The organism is Planctomicrobium limosum, assembly GCF_051465645.1.
GTDB lineage: Bacteria > Planctomycetota > Planctomycetia > Planctomycetales > Planctomycetaceae > Planctomicrobium.
The window spans coordinates 1475145-1492407 of sequence record NZ_CP195790.1; the positions used below are offsets into that span (position 1 = coordinate 1475145).

General features: G+C 55.5%; 18 protein-coding genes. 14 read left to right on the forward strand and 4 right to left on the reverse strand.

The features are described from left to right. Positions 1-175 precede the first annotated feature (175 nt). Positions 176-1372, forward strand: coding sequence for a tyrosine-type recombinase/integrase (locus SH527x_RS05540; protein ID WP_437193659.1), 1197 nt, complete (start codon positions 176-178; stop codon positions 1370-1372). Between the two features lie 76 nt (positions 1373-1448). Here the strand turns inward: SH527x_RS05540 and SH527x_RS05545 are convergent, their stop codons facing one another. Continuing rightward, complete coding sequence (locus SH527x_RS05545) at positions 1449-2636, reverse strand: hypothetical protein (RefSeq protein WP_437193660.1); 1188 nt, start codon at positions 2634-2636, stop codon at positions 1449-1451. A 297-nt stretch (positions 2637-2933) separates the two neighbouring features. Between SH527x_RS05545 and mobF the strand changes: the two genes are divergently transcribed. Together mobF and SH527x_RS05555 are read left to right on the forward strand one after the other, a co-directional pair. Continuing rightward, a complete protein-coding gene (gene mobF / locus SH527x_RS05550; RefSeq protein ID WP_437193661.1) occupies positions 2934-5618 on the forward strand; it encodes a MobF family relaxase in 2685 nt (894 codons plus the stop codon). After that, the gene (locus SH527x_RS05555) at positions 5608-6117 is read left to right on the forward strand and encodes a hypothetical protein (RefSeq protein WP_437193662.1); all 510 of its coding nucleotides are present in this window, start codon (positions 5608-5610) and stop codon (positions 6115-6117) included. Before mobF ends, SH527x_RS05555 begins: the two co-directional genes overlap by 11 nt. Before the next feature lie 43 nt (positions 6118-6160). Here the strand turns inward: SH527x_RS05555 and SH527x_RS05560 are convergent, their stop codons facing one another. Both SH527x_RS05560 and SH527x_RS05565 read right to left on the reverse strand, forming a co-directional pair. Then, a complete protein-coding gene (locus SH527x_RS05560) occupies positions 6161-6409 on the reverse strand; it encodes a hypothetical protein (RefSeq protein ID WP_437193663.1) in 249 nt (82 codons plus the stop codon). Next, positions 6410-8065, reverse strand: a complete 1656-nt coding sequence (locus SH527x_RS05565) for a hypothetical protein (RefSeq protein WP_437193664.1) — start codon at positions 8063-8065, stop codon at positions 6410-6412. Between the two features lie 365 nt (positions 8066-8430). Here SH527x_RS05565 and SH527x_RS05570 point away from each other — a divergent pair, with 365 nt between their 5' ends. Further along, positions 8431-9774 (forward strand): tetratricopeptide repeat protein, encoded by a 1344-nt coding sequence (locus SH527x_RS05570; RefSeq protein WP_437193665.1) that lies wholly within the window; start codon positions 8431-8433, stop codon positions 9772-9774. Next, a complete protein-coding gene (locus tag SH527x_RS05575) occupies positions 9771-10865 on the forward strand; it encodes a polysaccharide pyruvyl transferase family protein (protein WP_437193666.1) in 1095 nt (364 codons plus the stop codon). Before SH527x_RS05570 ends, SH527x_RS05575 begins: the two co-directional genes overlap by 4 nt. 74 nt (positions 10866-10939) lie before the next feature. Here SH527x_RS05575 and SH527x_RS05580 read toward each other — a convergent pair whose 3' ends face one another. Beyond that, positions 10940-11602 (reverse strand): helix-turn-helix domain-containing protein, encoded by a 663-nt coding sequence (locus SH527x_RS05580; RefSeq protein WP_437193667.1) that lies wholly within the window; start codon positions 11600-11602, stop codon positions 10940-10942. A 367-nt stretch (positions 11603-11969) separates the two neighbouring features. Between SH527x_RS05580 and SH527x_RS05585 the strand changes: the two genes are divergently transcribed. The 9 genes from SH527x_RS05585 to SH527x_RS05625 all read left to right on the forward strand — a co-directional run bounded on the left by SH527x_RS05585 (position 11970) and on the right by SH527x_RS05625 (position 17261). After that, complete coding sequence (locus tag SH527x_RS05585; protein ID WP_437194589.1) at positions 11970-13049, forward strand: ParB/RepB/Spo0J family partition protein; 1080 nt, start codon at positions 11970-11972, stop codon at positions 13047-13049. Then, positions 13049-14677 (forward strand): type IV secretory system conjugative DNA transfer family protein, encoded by a 1629-nt coding sequence (locus SH527x_RS05590; protein WP_437193668.1) that lies wholly within the window; start codon positions 13049-13051, stop codon positions 14675-14677. Before SH527x_RS05585 ends, SH527x_RS05590 begins: the two co-directional genes overlap by 1 nt. Before the next feature lie 127 nt (positions 14678-14804). Further along, positions 14805-15389, forward strand: a complete 585-nt coding sequence (locus SH527x_RS05595) for a hypothetical protein (protein WP_437193669.1) — start codon at positions 14805-14807, stop codon at positions 15387-15389. A 30-nt stretch (positions 15390-15419) separates the two neighbouring features. Further along, positions 15420-15731, forward strand: a complete 312-nt coding sequence (locus tag SH527x_RS05600) for a hypothetical protein (RefSeq protein WP_437193670.1) — start codon at positions 15420-15422, stop codon at positions 15729-15731. After that, the gene (locus tag SH527x_RS05605) at positions 15728-15856 is read left to right on the forward strand and encodes a hypothetical protein (protein ID WP_437193671.1); all 129 of its coding nucleotides are present in this window, start codon (positions 15728-15730) and stop codon (positions 15854-15856) included. Before SH527x_RS05600 ends, SH527x_RS05605 begins: the two co-directional genes overlap by 4 nt. A gap of 66 nt (positions 15857-15922) precedes the next feature. Beyond that, a complete protein-coding gene (locus SH527x_RS05610) occupies positions 15923-16342 on the forward strand; it encodes a hypothetical protein (protein WP_437193672.1) in 420 nt (139 codons plus the stop codon). 71 nt (positions 16343-16413) lie between these two features. Continuing rightward, positions 16414-16599: a hypothetical protein gene (locus tag SH527x_RS05615; RefSeq protein WP_437193673.1), complete on the forward strand. Its 186-nt coding sequence runs from the start codon at positions 16414-16416 to the stop codon at positions 16597-16599. A 32-nt stretch (positions 16600-16631) separates the two neighbouring features. Beyond that, positions 16632-16973: a hypothetical protein gene (locus tag SH527x_RS05620; protein ID WP_437193674.1), complete on the forward strand. Its 342-nt coding sequence runs from the start codon at positions 16632-16634 to the stop codon at positions 16971-16973. A gap of 72 nt (positions 16974-17045) precedes the next feature. Next, positions 17046-17261, forward strand: coding sequence for a hypothetical protein (locus SH527x_RS05625; RefSeq protein WP_437193675.1), 216 nt, complete (start codon positions 17046-17048; stop codon positions 17259-17261). The last annotated feature ends 2 nt before the right edge of the window (positions 17262-17263 follow it).

Consider the following 17263-nt stretch of genomic DNA (forward strand, 5'->3'; position numbering starts at 1 on the left):
CTCGCGGAGCCAACTCTTGATTTGTTAACGTCCGCCAACGTCCGCAAAAGCAAGACTCAGAGCCACTAACATGGCAATCAAGGCTCTTTGGTGTCCGTAAGAATTCGTTGACATCCGGGGTATTTTAGGGGTACAAAATGGGCCAATGTACCCCAACTAAATGTCATTGTACCCCATGCCCAAGTCGCTGTCGGACGCAGCAGTTCGAAATGCAAAGCCTAAAACGAAGCCCTACAAACTAGCTGACGGCGAGGGGCTGTTCCTTCTGGTCATGGTGAACGGGAGCAAATACTGGCGGCTTAAATACTTCTTCGGCGGCAAAGAGAGAACTCTGGCGTTGGGTGTTTATCCTGACATCTCATTGGCGGATGCACGTGATCGTCGGGCACAGGCGAAGAAATTGCTTGCCATCGGGACTGACCCCGGCGCGGCGAAGAAGCATGCCAAGCATCTAGCAGTAGCCAAAGCCGCAAATTCCTTTGAAGCCATAGCGAGAGAGTGGTACGGCCAGCGAGAACACGAATGGTCGCCCAAAACAGCAGGGATGGTACTCGACCGTCTTGAACGGCATATCCTTCCCAAACTTAGCAACCGGCCGATTTCCGAGATCAACGCGCCAGAGGTATTGGAAGTTCTTCGTGTCGTGGAAGCATCGGGCGCTCTAGAGATGACCCGACGAGTGTCTCATATTATCGGCCAAGTCTTCATGTATGCCATTGCTACGGGCAGAGCGGAGAGAAATCCCGTCAATGATCTCCGAGGAGCCTTGAAGACGCCGGTTGTCAAACATCGGGCGTATCTGCGAGAAGCGGATTTACCCGACTATCTTAATAAACTGAGGTCCTATGCTGGAACTCCACTGACGAAATTGGCATTGCAGTTCCTTCTGTTAACGTTCGTACGCACGACGGAACTGCGTGCCGCACGATGGGAGGAAATGAACTGGGAAAAGTCCGAATGGAGAATTCCGGCCGATCGAATGAAAATGAGAGAAGAGCATATCGTCCCCTTGTCCACGCAATCGATTGCCGTGCTTCGTGAGTTGGAGAAGCATTCTGGCACCCGGCCCTTCATCTTTCCAAACGAGACCAACCCGGCAACATTCATGAGCGAGAACACTATGCTCTATGCGTTATACCGAATGGGATACCGCCACAAAGCCACTGGTCATGGATTCCGAAGCACGGCTAGCACTATCCTGAACGAACACGGGTTCCGCGCAGATGTTATCGAGCGACAGCTTGCCCATTCGGAACGGAACAGTGTCCGGGCTGCTTACAATCACGCTCAATACCTGCCGGAACGTCGGGAGATGATGCAATGGTGGGCTGATTTCCTTGACCGGATGGCGGCCAAGAAATCCTCGAAGTAGGGCATTGCCGGGCCGGTGATACACATCAGCCACACGTTCTTAGCCTCGTTGCAGCCCGTTGTTGACAGTGCTGCTGTCAACGTTCCATGCTGCCGCCCTTGATGTAGCCTGCGTGCATAAGAGCGCGGAGAAGAAATCTCTTGGCCTGCTGCTCAGTGGGGGATGCCATGCCGGCGGCAAAACCATCAGAAGGTACAGGCTGGGCAAGGTCGTTGTGCCCTAAATGTCGCGACAGGTCACGCTCCACGAAATGGCGGGCTGAAATTAGAAGCCTGGAGTTGCTTGGCCCATTGGCTAGGCGCTGGTGAATCTCCCGCAATCGAAAATTGTCATCGGCCAACGACAAGAGTTTGGGATTATTTAACAAGAAGTCAAGTGCTGCGGCATGGGGGTTGTTATGCGGTGCCCCTGAATTGCTTTGCCGAAGCCCCGGTGGCTGAAAGATGCCACGATTAACCAGATCGAAGACGATGCCAATATGGCCTGCAATCGTAGCAGGTTTCTGAGTAAAGAGAGATGTCTGTTTTAACGCCGCTTGCAAATACCGTCTCGTCGTCAGTCCTTCGGGGGCGAAGTGGTCCACTACGCCAGTGATGTTACCGGCGACCGTAGCGGGAGCCAGATAAAAAAGCTGCGGTTGTTTCAGCGCCGCTTGTAGATACTGACTTGTGGTAAGACCTTCGGAAGTGAATCTATCCACAGTAGCCATGATGTTATCTGCAATCGTAGCGGGTGATTGAGTAAAGAGCGATGGTGCTTTAAGTGCTGCTTGCAAATATCGCTGGGTGGTTAATCCTTCGGCGGCGAAGCGGGCCGCAACGCCTTCGATGTTGTGGGCAACCGAAGTAGGAGTTCGGGAAAAGAGCGATGGCTGTTTTATCGCCGCTTGCAGGTACTGTCTGGTGGTCAGCCCTTCTTTTGTGAAGCGGTCCACCAAGCCTTCGATGTTACCAGCAATCGTAGCTGGAGATTGGTGAAAGAGCTGCGGCTGTTTCAACGCAGCTTGTAGGTATTGCGGCAGGGTTAGTCCGTCGTTTTCGAAATGAGTGGCGACTTCTTGTAGCTTGCTGGCAAAGTCGAAGAAACCTGAGTCAGATGGCAGGTTATCACTGGAGTATTTGTTGTTGCCAGTATCCAAAAAACGGACATTGCTCAAAATGCTGGGGAGCGCTGCTTGTTTCTGACTTTCGGTCAGCGGCAGCTTGTCGAGTTCTTCCCGGATACGAGGCACGAAGCGTTGGGCGACATCATTCTCTTCAGTCATTCACGTCTATGGCAGTCTGTTAACGGACATTAACCATAGCGCGAATCGCTCCTTGGGGCAATAAGTAAGTGATTTGGCTGGCAGTTTCCCGCCAAGCCCAAATGTCCAAGCGTGTGGGCAAGGACCGCAGGCAAAAACTCCTGAAAAAACAATCAATGAGAGTAATGAGTCCTTGGAAATGCAACCATGTTGCAGTGGTGTAGCGATCCGCTGAATCGCGGAGAATGGCTCTCAGAGCCAGAGAGCAGATATTAGTTAAGGAAGCGTTAACCATTCTGTGCTACGGTAAAATGAGGCATGATCCGCGTGTCTCAACAAAGCAGCGCCGCTGGTGCTAAACGCTATTATGCCGCCGCCGATTACTACCTGGATGGACAGGAAATGATCGGTCAATGGGGAGGCAATGGAGCCGCTCGTCTCGGCCTCTCCGGGAAAGTGGACAAGCAGGCCTTCGAGCATCTCTGCGATAACCTTGATCCCCGCTCCGGCCAACCGCTCACCGTTCGCACCCGGACGGAACGCACGGTCGGCTATGATTTCACCTTCTCGGTCCCCAAGTCGGTTTCTTTGCTGTACGGTCTATATGAGGACAAGGCCATCCTCGACGCCTTTCAGGACGCGACCCGCGAAACCATGCGGGACATGGAATCGGAGATGAAAACCCGGGTCCGCAAAGCGGGCAAAGATGAGAACCGCACGACCGGCAATATGGTCTGGGCCGAGTTCATTCACACCACGTCACGGCCGGTGGATGGCGTTCCTGACCCGCAGCTTCACGCCCACTGCTTCGTGTTCAACAGCACGTTCGATCAGGAAGAGGACCGTTGGAAGGCGGGACAATTCCGCGAACTCAAGCGGGACGCGCCGTACTTCCAAGCGGCGTTTCGCGTCCGGCTGGCCAACCGTCTGCAAGACCTCGGCTTTGGCATCGTTCGCAAACGGGACGATTTCGAGATTGCCGGAATGCCCAAAGATATCCTGAACCGCTATTCGCGGCGGACGGAACTCATCGAGCAACTGGCGCAGGAGCGGGGCATCGTGGATGCAGACCGCAAGGGGGAACTGGGGGCAGCGACGCGCGAGCACAAGGGAAAGAACCTGAGCCTCGCCGAACTCCAGAAGGAATGGCGTTCCCGCCTTACCAAAGATGAACAGGACTGGATTGCCGACGTTTACGCCAAGCAGACCAAACCCACCCGGCCGGAACCGGGGGAACGCTCGGCCGTCGACCATGCCATTGAACATAGCTTTGTGCGGGATGCGGTCGTTCCCGAACGCAAGCTGCTGACCGAGGCCCTGAAACGAGGCCTTGGTGCGGTCACGGTGGAACGCACGGCAGGTGAGCTTGCCCGCAGGCCGCTCATTCGTAGCGATGTAGATAACCGGGACATGGCAACCACCCGCGAGATGTTGTCCCTGGAAACGAAGATCGTCAGCTTCGCCCGCGATGGACGTGGCCGCTGCCGCCCGCTTGGTGATCCGAAACGCCCACTGAAACGCGATTGGTTCAATGACGGGCAGAAAGCCGCCGTGCGGCATGTGCTGGGTTCCCGCGACCGGGTGATGGTCATTCGCGGTGTTGCTGGCACCGGAAAGACAACGCTGGAGCAGGAGATTGGCGAGGCGCTGGCCGAGGCCGGAAAGCCGGTCGTGGCGATTGCCCAGTCGGTCAAAGCCAGCCGTGAGGTGCTCCGCGAAGAGGCGGGATTTGCCACCGCCGATACGGTCGCCCGCTTCCTCAAAGACGCCGATATGCAGCAATCGGCCAGGAACGGTGTGATCCTCATGGATGAGGCGAGCCAACTCGGCACGCGAGACATGCACGCCGTCTTTACCATTGCTGAAGCAGTGTCCGCCCGCGTCATCCTGGTGGGTGACCGGCGGCAACACCGGAGCGTCACCGCTGGCGAACCATTGAAGCTGCTGGAGGATCGGGCAGGACTTCCCGTTGCGGAAGTGACGGAGATCCTGCGTCAGGGAGGGGACTACAAGAAAGTGTCCCAGCATTTGAGCGAAGGACGGGTCGGCATTGCGTTCGAGGAACTGGACAAGCTTGGTTGGATCAAGCAGGTCGATGATGGTGAGCGTTATCAGCAACTCGCTTCGGTTTATCTGGCGGCAGTCAAGGAACGGACAAAGGATGGCCAGCCCAAGACGGCGTTGGTGGTCTCCCCCACCCATGCCGAAGCGGCACGGGTGACATACGCCATTCGTGAGGGATTAAAAGCCGGTGGGAAGCTGATCGGTGAACGGGTCGTTACGTCGTATGTGCCTGCCCACCTGACCGATTCCCAAAAAGCTGATGAAACGGAGTACGAGCCGGGCGACCGGCTGGTATTCCACCAGAACGCCACGGGTTTTGCCAAGGGCACGCGATTGGATGTCACCGAGACGGTGCAGCCTCCGACAGAATATGCCGACCGTTTTGAAGTGTATCGCGCCCGGCCGCTGACGCTGGCCTCCGGTGATCGCATCCGGATTACGGCAGGTGGGAAGACGAAAGATGGCAAGCACCGTTTGAGCAACGGCTCGCTTTACGAAGTGTCGGGATTTACCGCCAGCGGGGATATTCGCCTGGCGAATGGCTGGGTGATCGACAGCGATTTCGGGCATCTCACCCACGGCTATGTCACTACAAGCCATGCGAGCCAGGGGGCAACGGTAAACAAGGTGTTTGTGGCCATCGACAGCGAGTCCATGAAAGCCACCGATGAGCGGACGGCTTATGTGGCGATCACGCGCGGCAAGGAGCAGGCATTGATCTTCACCGATGACCATCTGGAACTACTGAAGGCAGCATCTAAGGCCGACAGGTCGCTGACAGCTACGGAACTGGTCGATCCGCCAGCCGCAAAAACGCCACCGGCAACCGTGTTTGCCAATCGCAGACGCGGACCGAGGCAGACAGCCGAAACGGAGTTGACCCCGATGCCGGTAGCGGAGCCGCAACATCCCGGAAGGGAGAATGATCATGCAAGATGAACTGACGCCCCATACCGAACGCATTTCAGGTAATCCGCATCTATCAGGCCGGATGCCACTGCAAGGCAGGAAACAGCCGCAGGAAGGTGAGGGGGCTTGCCCTGCTTTCGGCTATCTTCGCGGGTTGCACGAGCGGGCCAGCGCCGTGGAATTCCGCTTTCGGGGAGGCAACAGCGTTTGGTTTCCCTATAGCTGGCTTGGCACATGGAAATATGACCCCTCCGAAGGACTCCTCATCAAGTTTTCCGGTGATCTGGTTTATCTCGTGCTGATAAGGGGAAGCAATCTCGACCGCATGATCGAAGGCAGCGGTATCGATCTAATCCGTGCCGGACTGCAACGCCACAGAGTGCTCCTCGTCCGGGAAATGAGCGAAGCGGATATTGCGGAGGTTGGTGAAGATGGCCCGACCATTGATAGCATCACGGTCAAAGAGTTTGAATCACATCAAGAGATCAAGGAGTGGATCACTCAGGAAACGCCAGTGTTCCTGACATAACACGGTCAAAGAGCCGTCCGTAGCAGTCGGCCGACACGGTGTGTCAAGACGCAGAGCGAGTCTCGTTGATGTAGCCCTGTTCGGGAATCAGGTATTGCTTGGCGTGCTGGGTTTCGTTCATGTACCCTTTTTCCGGTATCAAATATTGCTTGGTCGTCTCAGTGACCGGTGACGCCCTCGTTTCGTTAATGTATCCTTGTTCCGGAATCAAATAATCCTTCGCATGCTGCGTCTCGTTGACGTAGCCTTTTTCGGGAATCAGGTACTGTTTTGATGTCGCGGCGTCCGTCATTTAGGTAATCGTAATGAGGGGATCGACATAAACGGTGGCATTCTTCTTTGCCACAAAGATTCTCGCCTTTATCGGACCTTTCATCTGCGGAGTGAATGCCACAACCAGTTTCTGCGTCACTGCAGGCGATCCAGTCCACGTCGCGCTGCTGCTTGGCAAGGCGGCTCTGGCTGCCAGTACATCGGCATTCCGGCAGTTTGCAAATGAGCCAAGGGGATACGATGCATTGCCGAGATACTCGATCTCCATCCATACTTCGTCATCGTACAATGTGGTGGAACCAGCAATCTCGACCGTTGCCGTCAGTTCACTTCCAATTGTATCCACCCATCGAAATATCTGCTCGGAGACAAATGGCTGTGCAAAGTACGGTAAGTCATTGGTAACGATCTGCCAGCTGATTGGCGTGGTCCCATCAGTTGCTCCTTCGTCGTTGTACGTGCCTGTGTCTTGTTGGCTGGTTCCCCAGTAATAGGCAGTGTACATGCGGTAGTTCGTCGCCTCGCTGTCGCAATTATGCACCCGCAGCGTGTTGCCACCCGGCCATCCGGTTACACCAGCAGCAAGAGCCACGCCTGACCCCAGTCTGCAATTCGCAAATATGCAGTCATATGTACCGCCTACGTTCATGTTGATCAAGTTGGCCACTATGCCCGACAGGTCACAATCTCGCACCAATAATGTCCCTGTTGCTCCGAAACCGAAAGCGGTCGTAGGTGCGCTTCCTGTCGCGGCGACTGAGCCACCGATAATTTCAATACGCCCACTCTCCAACGCGATCGACTGCGATGACGCGCCAAATGAAAAGGTGCAGTTGCGAAACACTGAAAGCCTGCTGGTAGATGACGTCTGGCTCAGCAAGATTCTAGGGTTGCTGCCTGACGTCACAAGATTGAAGCCGCATGCCTCATACACCTGCGATGGCCCCTGCAATGCGAGGCTTACGTTAGCACTGCCAGTTCCGCAATTGAACGTCACGCCATACATGTAAAATGCGCGGACACCTGAGCCTCCGCCAATGGATACGCTGCTATCGCTTGAAATGGTTGCCGTAGTGCTTAAATCTGTCGGCGGCGCAACCGAATCATCTACGCACAGATAGTAGCTTGGATTGCTTCCAAGGCCCAGCATTGTTGTAGTCCAGGCGGTAGCTTGCGATTCGGCATGGTTGTCCGAAATGAAGAACGTGGCCCCATTCGTGCCCCAATTAGTGTTAAGAGCGTTCGGCAGGCGCGAGTGTGGAGCCGCCCACGCTCCAAAGTTACCAACAGCTCCAATGCAGGTCCATGTTACGCTGCCATCTGATGTGGTCTGCCCCGCAGTTGTGTTCCAGGACGGCTCCGAGCCACCTGCCGTTCCTGGATTACTGCATATGAAATAATGCGTTTCCGCGACACTCTTGATGATTTGCCCAAGAGATACAACCTTCCCGGAAGCTTCATCCCAATCCTGCGTATTCTCAACGTCGCCATTAACTGATGGTTGGCCAGTACATTCCTGCCACGTTACACTGATGTCATTCGTCTTAGCCCCTTTTGTAATATCCCATGTGGGTTCTGTTGTCGGGTTGGTGTTTCCTGCGACGATGCACACAAACACGCGTTCGTTACCAAGGGTCGGCGTAGCGTTCTGACGGATAAGGCTGCCAGCGGTCACGGCCGTATTCACAGGCCACCCCGCCACTGCGGCATACTTGGTTGACCCGATGTAGAGGTAGGGGGCGTTCGGAAAAGCGACCATTAGCTGATAGCCCAAAGCGTAGCCTTGGCTCCCTGGTGTGTTGTAGCAAGCCTCGTTGTTGGTTTTCTCTTCATCTGCCGCATCCTTCGCACTGTTATTGCTTGTAACTGACTAAATGCAATACACGCATCTGTTGTATGTTGTCAACAGAATTGCGGGTGCAACTAGAAGTTGCCATGAGAGTTGCTGTTCGATATAAAGTTATGAATCGCAACGTGAATTGACCTGCAAGAATTGAAGGAAACTTAATTAAATTATGTATCAACTCGCAATCAGTGTCTATGCCAGTCTCAGCTTCCAAGATTGAAGAAACAATCAGCCGTGGACGCCGTGCCTTAAAGGCAAATCCTGGTGACGTACAGCTTCACGAGATGATGGCGGACTTGTACGAGCGACTTGGACGTCATCAGGAAGCTGGAACGCATCTGGCATTCTTGTTGTCGCAGACCCTGTCACCAGACGAAGCGTTGTACGTGCGCTATGCAAAAGCGCTTCAACGAGCCGGGCTGTTCCACCAGGCGCAAGCTTTGCTGGATGAAGCTCTGCGTCACTTCCCTACATCGATCCGACTTCAGAGAAACAAAGCAATTACTTTCGTCTTGATGCAGGAGTTCAAGCGAGCAGAAGAACTATACAGGGAACTTGCCGAACGCGACGCCTCAGACGCACATTCAGCCGGGCTGGTTGGAACGCTCCAGTTTCTCTTGAGTGACATGCAAGATGGCTATGCGCAGTACGCGTTACGTCCGCTCGACAGGGCGCTAAGTCGCCTTTTGGAGTCGGTGATTCGCTGGAACGGTGAGCCGTTAAATGGAAAGCGTGTCGTGGTCTGGTCGGAACAAGGTATCGGGGATGCTATCATGTTCCTCAGCTTGTTGCCTTGGGTCACCGCCAAGGCATCTGCCGTAACGGTTGTTGTTACCGCCAAGTTGGCACCGCTAGTGGCGCGCGCCTTTCCCGAAGTAGAGATTGTATCCGAGGAAGGCCTGAAAGCCATCGGAACGCAATTCGATTACCATGTGCTGATGGGCGACCTGCTGCAGCATGCATTGCGGGATTATACGCCGGGAATGCATCCGCCATTCCTGGTCGCCGACATGCAACGCGCCGGCGCGTTACGCCATGCCTATCTGGCACAAGCGAGGGAACGGGGTAGAGAAAAGCTCATCGGGCTGGCATGGCACACTACCAACCCCGAGGTGGGATTCACTCGTAATATCAGCCTCTCAGAATTGCAACCAATCCTGTCTGTCCCGGGCATTCAGTTCGTATCGCTCCAGTACGGGGAGCATACAGAAGAGATTGTCGAATGTAATCGCCGTTGCCGGGATGCCATTTTCGTTGATCCGGCCATTGATGCCTTCAATGACATTGATGGGCTTGCGGCGCAGATGGCCGCGCTGGATGGCGTTATTACGATCGACAACGCAACGGTGCATCTGGCCGGGGCGCTTGGTGTGCCGACGACACTTCTGCTTTGCGCAGTGCCTGACTGGAGGTGGGGTCTTCAGGGAAACAACAGTCGCTGGTATCGCAGCGTCCACCTGGAGCGGCAGGAAGCACTATCAAAGTGGAAACCGGCTATTCAGCGGGTGCGAAAGCGTCTGATGGATGGTGCACAATGAAGAAGATTGCATTTCTGAACGACACATCCTCCTGGTATCACTGGGGGTGCACCGGCACAAGTGAAGCGATTAAGAGCACGCTGGCCGAACGTGGCTACGACGTGAAGTCGGTACCGATCCAGTCGATTTATGCCTGCCAACCTATTCCGCAAACCACTCAGGAGTTTGACAGTCCTGAATTCTTCAACAGCTTTTTCCATGCAAACTTGCCAGTTACAGGGCCTATCCTGCAATGCGATACGGTCGTTATCAACGGTGAAGGGTCACTGCATGGCTTGTCGCAAATTGCGAGGGTTCTGCTTTATCTCGCTTATGCCAGCAAATTGGTGTGCAAAAAGAAGGTGCAGATCATCAATCATTCGTGCTATCCGGTGGCCAAGGCAGAGGACGTAGGCCAGTCGCCAATTGCTGCCATTTACAAAGGTGTCTATCGACACCTGGATTATGTTGCTGTCCGCGAACATGTCAGCCAGGAAATCCTGAAGGCGATGGGCGTGGATGCGGCGTTGGCATTCGATTCTTTGCCACTCTATATCAAACAACATGGTCCCGTAAGCACTGGCAATCACTTGCGTTCGATTGTCATTTCCGGTTCTGTGGCCTGGCGTCCTGAAGGAATCGCAGGCCTTGCAGCCTTTATGCGCAGCATGGCAGCAGACGGCTACAGTATCACGCTGTTGACTGGCGCACGATCATATCCGGCTCAGGATGATGTGCAATTCCTGAAAGCCCTTCGCCAGCAACTACCAGAGGGTTGGGAGCATATTGAGGCGGCGAGTATGAGCGAATGGCTGCATACAATCCAGTCAGCTGCATTACTGATCTCGGGACGGTTTCACTACACCATTGCCGCGTGTTCACTTTCGACCCCATGCATCGTGCTTGACAGCAACACTCCGAAGAATAATGCGATCTGTAAAGAAGCGAAAATGCCTGAACCTCTTTCGTACTCCGACCCGCATCTCGCAGAGAGATTAATGGAACGTGCCAAGGCATTGCTTGGCACGCTCCCGATCTGTGAGTCGACCCGCCAGGGTTGGCTGAATCGTGCAGCGATAAACTTCGCTATGCTGCCGTACCTGACTGATTAGGCCAATCGCGTGATCGCGATGGCGGCGATGAAGCTCTTAAGGACCCAAATCGCTGATTCTTTGGTTCGTGCCATTCACGTCTCTTTCGGTTTTGATTGGTCCGTTTTAGTTTGCGCATCAATATCTGGGGAATCCTCTGGCGGGATTTCGGCGTTCTGAGCAGCGTGCCAATCTTCGCGTATTTGCGAATCGATAACTTGCGGCAGGTTACTCGCAAGCCCGCCTGGATCGTACAGCACGGTGATGGAATGAATCGGAAGATCGTCCAGAGAGTGCGTCAGATACGCCAGGATGAGTTTTTCCAGGTCATCTTGCCCCATGCTCAGCGTTACCAGCACGCTACCCTTGGCATAGTCGGTGACGAAGACATCTTCCTTTGCTTTGATTCGCTCCATAAGTACAGCGATCAGTTCGGAAAGGTCTTTGAGTTCATCGTAGCTGTTGTAATCAACATCGAGCCTTATACGCGCTTTTGCGCGGCGTTGTTTAAGGGTCATGCTACGACTTCTGCGATCCGTGTCCGAATCGGGATCAGGAAAGTCGCCTTGGATGATTCTTGAAGGCTCGACGCCAAGGGCTTGTGCGATAAGGGCCAGTGTCGAGATCTTGCACGGACGTCCTTGCATCACGTTACTGGCCGTCTTGGGATCAATCCCCGCCTTTTCCGCCAGACGCTCCTGGCTCCAGCCTTTAGCCTGGTGAAGCTGGTAGATGACATCGGGTTTGGCTAGTGCCATTGCCTTATTTCCTCCTTACGCCTGTCAATTTTCCATCAATTGCTGGGGAAATGCCCGGTGGTTTCCCATCGCACTGGAAGGTTGTTTCCCGGGGCCGCTCCTACGATTTGGGTGTGTAGCAAACAGCCGCAGCGAAAGTAGTTGCCACGACCTTTGGCTACTGATTCTCCACCAAATTGTCCAAAAGGAGCTGTGCGATGGCAAGTCCGTGTCCCGTTCAGAGATTCCAACCTCAGCAGGCTGGGGTGGCCGTTCTTGTTCATCAGGAGCAAATGGGGATCGGCACGTTCCAGCCGAAAGAACAAAAGAATCAAGACTCCACGGCCCGGGGGCGACTCCTGACCAGAAGATCCCTTCATTGCCGGTCATGCCACTGGCCGCTGAATTGGCCCTGCGGCGAGCAGAAAAGGCGCCGGCGGCTGCGATTTGGCTGTTGCCGTTATTGGCTCAGGAACCGTCCGTCACTGTGCTTGGCCGGGCACCTTTTATTGCTGATCAGCAGCTTGCGGCGACCTATGACGGCTCATCGTTGTTGCCGGTTTCCAGGAACGGGCAGATCGTTCTTGTGAAGCGATTGGCGACTCGAATCCATCGTCCGAATCTCGTTATTTCAACAAGGAGTACCCTCATGGCAACCCTCGCGTCAAAACCACTGGCCTGGTTCAAGGCCGCCCCGCAAGTGCGGCAGCAATTCGATGAGACCGAACTTCAGCGGCTCGGTGAATCCCTGAAAGCTCGCCAACTCCAACCGGTTCTGGCCCGCCCGGACGGAACACTGATCACCGGCGAACGGCGGTTGCGGGCCGCAAAACTCGTCGGTCTGGCTGAGCTTTCGGTCGTTATCTCGGACGAGCCGATGAGCGAGACGGAGCTTCGCATCGTCCAACTGGCGGAGAACATCCACCGGGCTGACCTTACCGACGCAGAGAAATGGAAAGCCTGCGAGGAACTGCTCCGGTTTAACCCTACATGGACCAACAAGGATCTTGCGGCTCATTTGAAGTTGGCCGAGTCCACCGTCACCAAGTACCTCTCCGCCTCGCGCTGCGTTCCCGAAGTACAGGAGGCACTGGAAGCGGGTCAGATCGGCATTACAGCGGTGTATGAAATCAGCCGGGCCAATGCCGACCAGCAGGCCGAACTGCTGGCGCTCAAACGCTCCGGCACGTCCCGCGATGGGTTGGCCCGGCAGGTGAGGCAGGCAAAAGCCACAGACGCATCCGCATCGACAGCCAAGCCAGCAACAAAGCCGCAAATGAAACGGATCGTCTGCCCGCTCGCTTCCGGCGTGTCAATCACCGTCTCTGGTGCAGGCCTCTCGCTCGATGGTTTCATCGAGTCATTAGGCGAGGCGCAGAAGGAAGCCAGGAAGGCACGCGAGCAATCACTCGATGCCAAAACCTTTGCCGCCGTCATGAAGGACAAAGCGAGAAAGGAAGGTGCGTAATGGATACCAACTACAGCCTTCGCGGTGTGGTTCTCGGAGGACTCGGCCTGGTGCTGCTTGGCAGTGCCGCCATCCTCTGCCTCGATTCCCCAAATCCGAGCGGCGGTGTGCTCCTGCTTGGCGGTGGTGGCTTTATCCTCATGCTGCTTGGCGTCATGCCGGGGCAGCGTCGCGGCAACACGAGCTACAAACGGCGACGGTCACCGGATGGATTGGACAGGGTGTTGTTTGCCTGGAATGACAGTGACCGGTTTACGGTTCGCGATCTGCTCAACGGCGGCGTGGCGATCTTTGGCAGGACGGGATCGGGCAAAACATCCTCTAGCGGCAAGGCCATCGCCAACGCACTGGCACGACTCCCGCAAAGCGGCGGTCTCATCCTTGCCGCCAAGCCCGGCGAGGACCGTGCGATGTGGGAGAAGATTTTCAAGGCGGCGGGCAGGTCGCAGGATTTGCTGATCTTCTCCCCGGAATCGCCGCTGCGGTTCAACTTCCTGGATTACGAGATGGCACAGGGAGGCCATACCCGCAATATCACCAAATGCATCACGGTCATCGGTGAGACGCTTGGCAGCAGCGACACGGACGGCCGCGAGTCATCCGACTTCTGGGACAAGGAGCAACAGCGGATGATCTATAACGCGGTCGAGGTGGTCAAACTGGCCACCGGCCGCGTCAGTGCCCCGGACCTGCACCGCTTCATCACCGGGGCTGCTTCATCCCCGCAGCAATTCACATCTGAGGAATGGCTGGCAGGGTTTCATAACCAGTGCCTCAAAACGGCCTGGGAGAAACCCAAAACGGCGATGGAGCAACATGACTTTGAACTCGCCAAGGAATACTGGCTGAACGAGTTTGTGTTCATGGCGGACAAGACGCGGTCATCGATCATGACCGGGGTGATGGGCATCCTGCACACCTTCAATACCGGGATGGTTCGCGAACTTGTCAGTTCCAGCACCAATGTCTCGCCCGACGATTTGTTTGCGGGCAAATGGGTGCTGATCGACATGGCCCCGTCCGAATGGGGCGACATTGGCTTGTTCGTTGCTGGCGGCTGGAAGTATCTCGCCCAAAAAGCGGTGCTGAAGCGAGTCGCCCATGAGCAGTCGAATGTGGCCACGATCTGGGCGGATGAAGCACAGCAATTCGTGAGCAGCTTTGATGCCCATTATATCGCCCAGTGCCGGTCGCATCGCGGCTGCATGGTCTATCTCACCCAGTCGCTTCACGCTTATTACGCAGCGCTATCCGGTGATACGGGACGCCACCAGGCGGACAGTTTGCTCACCAACTTCCACACCAAACTGCTGCATGCCTTGGGCGACATTGAGTCGGCCAACTGGGCCAGCGGCCTTGTTGGTAAATCCTTGCAAACCTTTACAGGCGGATCAGTGACGCCCAGTGAAGGCATCTACGACGACCTGATGGGATCGAACCGCTATAGCGGTAATTTCTCCCAGCATTATGAGTCCACCTTGCAGGCTGCTTCCTTCATGCACGGCCTTCGCACCGGCGGGGTTGCAAACGGGTATGTCTGCGACTGTTTCGTGATTCGCAGCGGCGAGCCTTTTTCTAGTGGTGAGAACTGGTTGGCTACCAGCTTCGATCAACGCATGCCGGGATAACAGCCACTGCGTTCCCGGAAGATTCCTACCTCATTACTACGGCATTGGAAGGCGGTTTCCATGCCTCACGCTGACAATACGTAACGACCGAACCAACGATACCTTCTTCACTTTCACAAAGGACCGAATGATGACCACACAACATAACCCACAACAAAACCAACCGGGCGACCGTATCACGATGGCTGGCTCGCTCAACGGCCTGTATCTGCTGGCCCATGCCCATTCCTTGAGCTTTACCGTATTCCTGAGGACCGATTTCGGCTCGGAAGGGATTGGCATATGCGGTATTGCCACCATCGCCATGATCCTGGGCTGGGGTGCCTTTGCCAACTGCGTTCCCATGTTTGTTTTCTTCCTGCTGTGGCTGGTCGCTTTGATCTTTCAACGGATCAGATCATTCAGCAATTGGCGTCGAGGGATTGCTATTCACAGTCGCTACAACGGCACGCCATGGATTTCCAGGCGTCTCTTTCCGCGTGTCTCGGAATTGAACGCCAGGGGCGTTGATGCCTTCATCTGCTTTGCCGTAGGCGGGGTGATAGCACAGTTCAACCAGCCACTTGGCCTTTACATCATGGCCGGATTTTTTTCGGTGATGTTTACCGAGGCAATCATGGTTGAGGCCAACCGCCGTCGGCTGCGCCAGATGCGTGATGCGGAAATCGAGCAACGCTACCTCGCCGAGACCTATAAGTCTGGACGTTTCTAATCCCTTCCTCTTTTTTGAAAGGTAACTGCCATGTCAGAAGAACAGGACGGCATCTGGAAACAGATGCTTGCCAAACGGGCCGAATGGGCGGCAGACCAGCCGTCACTTTCGGCTGAGCTGAAAGCAATGGGGCGCGAGGCTGTTAAAGACATTCGCGGCACCCTCCATGAGGCATATTTCGGCCAACCCGAACATATGTCTGAGATGGGGACACCACTCAACCCCACGCCCCAGATGACGACCCAGGACCTTGGAACGGTCCACGGGTCCTATCAATCCGAACTCGATTCCTACGCATCCCGCGCCTCACAACTCGAAACCCAACAGGAGAATGAGAGATGAGTGATTACACATTGCCTCTTGAGACCATCATCCGCATCGGCGTGATTCTCGATGTATTGCTGCTGATGGCCATGACGTCCGGCATGACCGCTCTGGTTTGCCGGGAGATTTATAAACGCGAGTGACCTTGCGCCGGTCTGACTGTCTTTCACCTACGTTCCGTTGTTTCCCATTTCATGAAGGAGTGCATCATGCACACAAGCATCAAGTTCCGTTGTCAGTATTGCGGCACGAAGATCTCTGCCAGGGAGTACCTGGCGGGACAATCCCGACCGTGCCCGTCCTGTTCATCCCATGTCAGAGTTCCTGCGAGCGTGCAACCTGTCATGCCACCGGCTTTGACGGCGAAGGATGGCAGGCAGATGTTCCAGGCACCGATCGCTGAATCGCCACCACGGCCTCAGATGCTCGCCCTGGATACGGCGTCTGACCGATTACCGGCACCATCCATCCCGGTGGAGATTCGCCTGCCGGGACAACTCGGTGGCATGAAAGCCCGCGTCGATCAGACCACAAGCAACTCGATGGCAATGACGTTCCTTGGCGGGGCGCTTGTGGTCATCGGGGCCATTCTTGTTGCGATGCTGGGCGGTAAGTTCCGCACAGCATAAATGACATCGAGCTTCAACCGGGCGGCAGCACCTCGCTGCCGTCCATCTTTTCAACACTCAAGGAGGCCATCATGTTTCTCATCGTCTTAATTCTAGCAGCGATGCTTGGCGTTGCTGGCGTACTCATCTGGATCGGTTGCCAGCGAGTGGCCGTTCACCTTCGCGATAAACCCGAAGCAACGGGTCAGGTGGTCGAGCATGTGCTCATGCCGCTGCTCGGAAATGCCACTCGCCCGGATAGCACCAGAGGCATGTAAGCACCTGATGCCATCTGGCATTCATTCGATGTTTGGAACGCATCAGGCAGGCGTCCATCCTGCCTGATGCTTTTAACCGGGAGATTCGAGTGATGGATATCGACAGCAAGACATTTGCATCGCGGCTGGATCGCATCGAGTCGCTGCTAACCGTGTTGGCAATCGGCCAGCAGGAGCGGCAGTGGTACAGCGTTGAGGAATTTGCCCGTCTAGTCGGACGCACGGCTTTTACCTGCCGCCAGTGGTGCCGTCTTGGCCGTATCCATGCCCAAAAGAAGGACAGCGGTCGCGGTGCCCACCGCGCCTGGGCGATTCCGCACGCGGAGTTGCTCCGGTTCCAACGCGAAGGCTTGCGGAAGCCTTCATTGGACTGATCTTTCCTCCAGCCGGTGTGGTGCCGGTCCCAAACCGATTCCTTGTTTTCGTAAATGGTGGTGGTTCCCGTCATGTCCCGGCGCAATCGACAACCTGATTGCCAGATCCGAGAGGATGCGACAAGCATCGTCCCGGCCGGGACACCGGACTGGATCACCCCGGAACTGATCGAAGCGACCATCCGCACCTGGCAACCCTACTACCGGGAGGTGCTCACGCCGGAGGAAGCCGTTACAATGATCCAGAGTGTGGGTCGGTTGTTTGACGCCTTGTCTTCGGGATCGTAGCC

Excerpts from the sequence above, each read along its gene's own strand:
- SH527x_RS05540 (WP_437193659.1), top strand. The coding sequence starts at position 176 with ATGCCCAAGTCGCTGTCGGACGCAGCAGTTCGAAATGCAAAGCCTAAA.
- SH527x_RS05545 (WP_437193660.1), bottom strand. The coding sequence starts at position 2,636 with ATGACTGAAGAGAATGATGTCGCCCAACGCTTCGTGCCTCGTATCCGG.
- mobF (WP_437193661.1), top strand. The coding sequence starts at position 2,934 with ATGATCCGCGTGTCTCAACAAAGCAGCGCCGCTGGTGCTAAACGCTAT.
- SH527x_RS05555 (WP_437193662.1), top strand. The coding sequence starts at position 5,608 with ATGCAAGATGAACTGACGCCCCATACCGAACGCATTTCAGGTAATCCG.
- SH527x_RS05560 (WP_437193663.1), bottom strand. The coding sequence starts at position 6,409 with ATGACGGACGCCGCGACATCAAAACAGTACCTGATTCCCGAAAAAGGC.
- SH527x_RS05570 (WP_437193665.1), top strand. The coding sequence starts at position 8,431 with ATGCCAGTCTCAGCTTCCAAGATTGAAGAAACAATCAGCCGTGGACGC.
- SH527x_RS05575 (WP_437193666.1), top strand. The coding sequence starts at position 9,771 with ATGAAGAAGATTGCATTTCTGAACGACACATCCTCCTGGTATCACTGG.
- SH527x_RS05580 (WP_437193667.1), bottom strand. The coding sequence starts at position 11,602 with ATGGCACTAGCCAAACCCGATGTCATCTACCAGCTTCACCAGGCTAAA.
- SH527x_RS05585 (WP_437194589.1), top strand. The coding sequence starts at position 11,970 with ATGCCACTGGCCGCTGAATTGGCCCTGCGGCGAGCAGAAAAGGCGCCG.
- SH527x_RS05590 (WP_437193668.1), top strand. The coding sequence starts at position 13,049 with ATGGATACCAACTACAGCCTTCGCGGTGTGGTTCTCGGAGGACTCGGC.
- SH527x_RS05595 (WP_437193669.1), top strand. The coding sequence starts at position 14,805 with ATGATGACCACACAACATAACCCACAACAAAACCAACCGGGCGACCGT.
- SH527x_RS05600 (WP_437193670.1), top strand. The coding sequence starts at position 15,420 with ATGTCAGAAGAACAGGACGGCATCTGGAAACAGATGCTTGCCAAACGG.
- SH527x_RS05605 (WP_437193671.1), top strand. The coding sequence starts at position 15,728 with ATGAGTGATTACACATTGCCTCTTGAGACCATCATCCGCATCGGCGTG.
- SH527x_RS05610 (WP_437193672.1), top strand. The coding sequence starts at position 15,923 with ATGCACACAAGCATCAAGTTCCGTTGTCAGTATTGCGGCACGAAGATC.
- SH527x_RS05615 (WP_437193673.1), top strand. The coding sequence starts at position 16,414 with ATGTTTCTCATCGTCTTAATTCTAGCAGCGATGCTTGGCGTTGCTGGC.
- SH527x_RS05625 (WP_437193675.1), top strand. The coding sequence starts at position 17,046 with ATGTCCCGGCGCAATCGACAACCTGATTGCCAGATCCGAGAGGATGCG.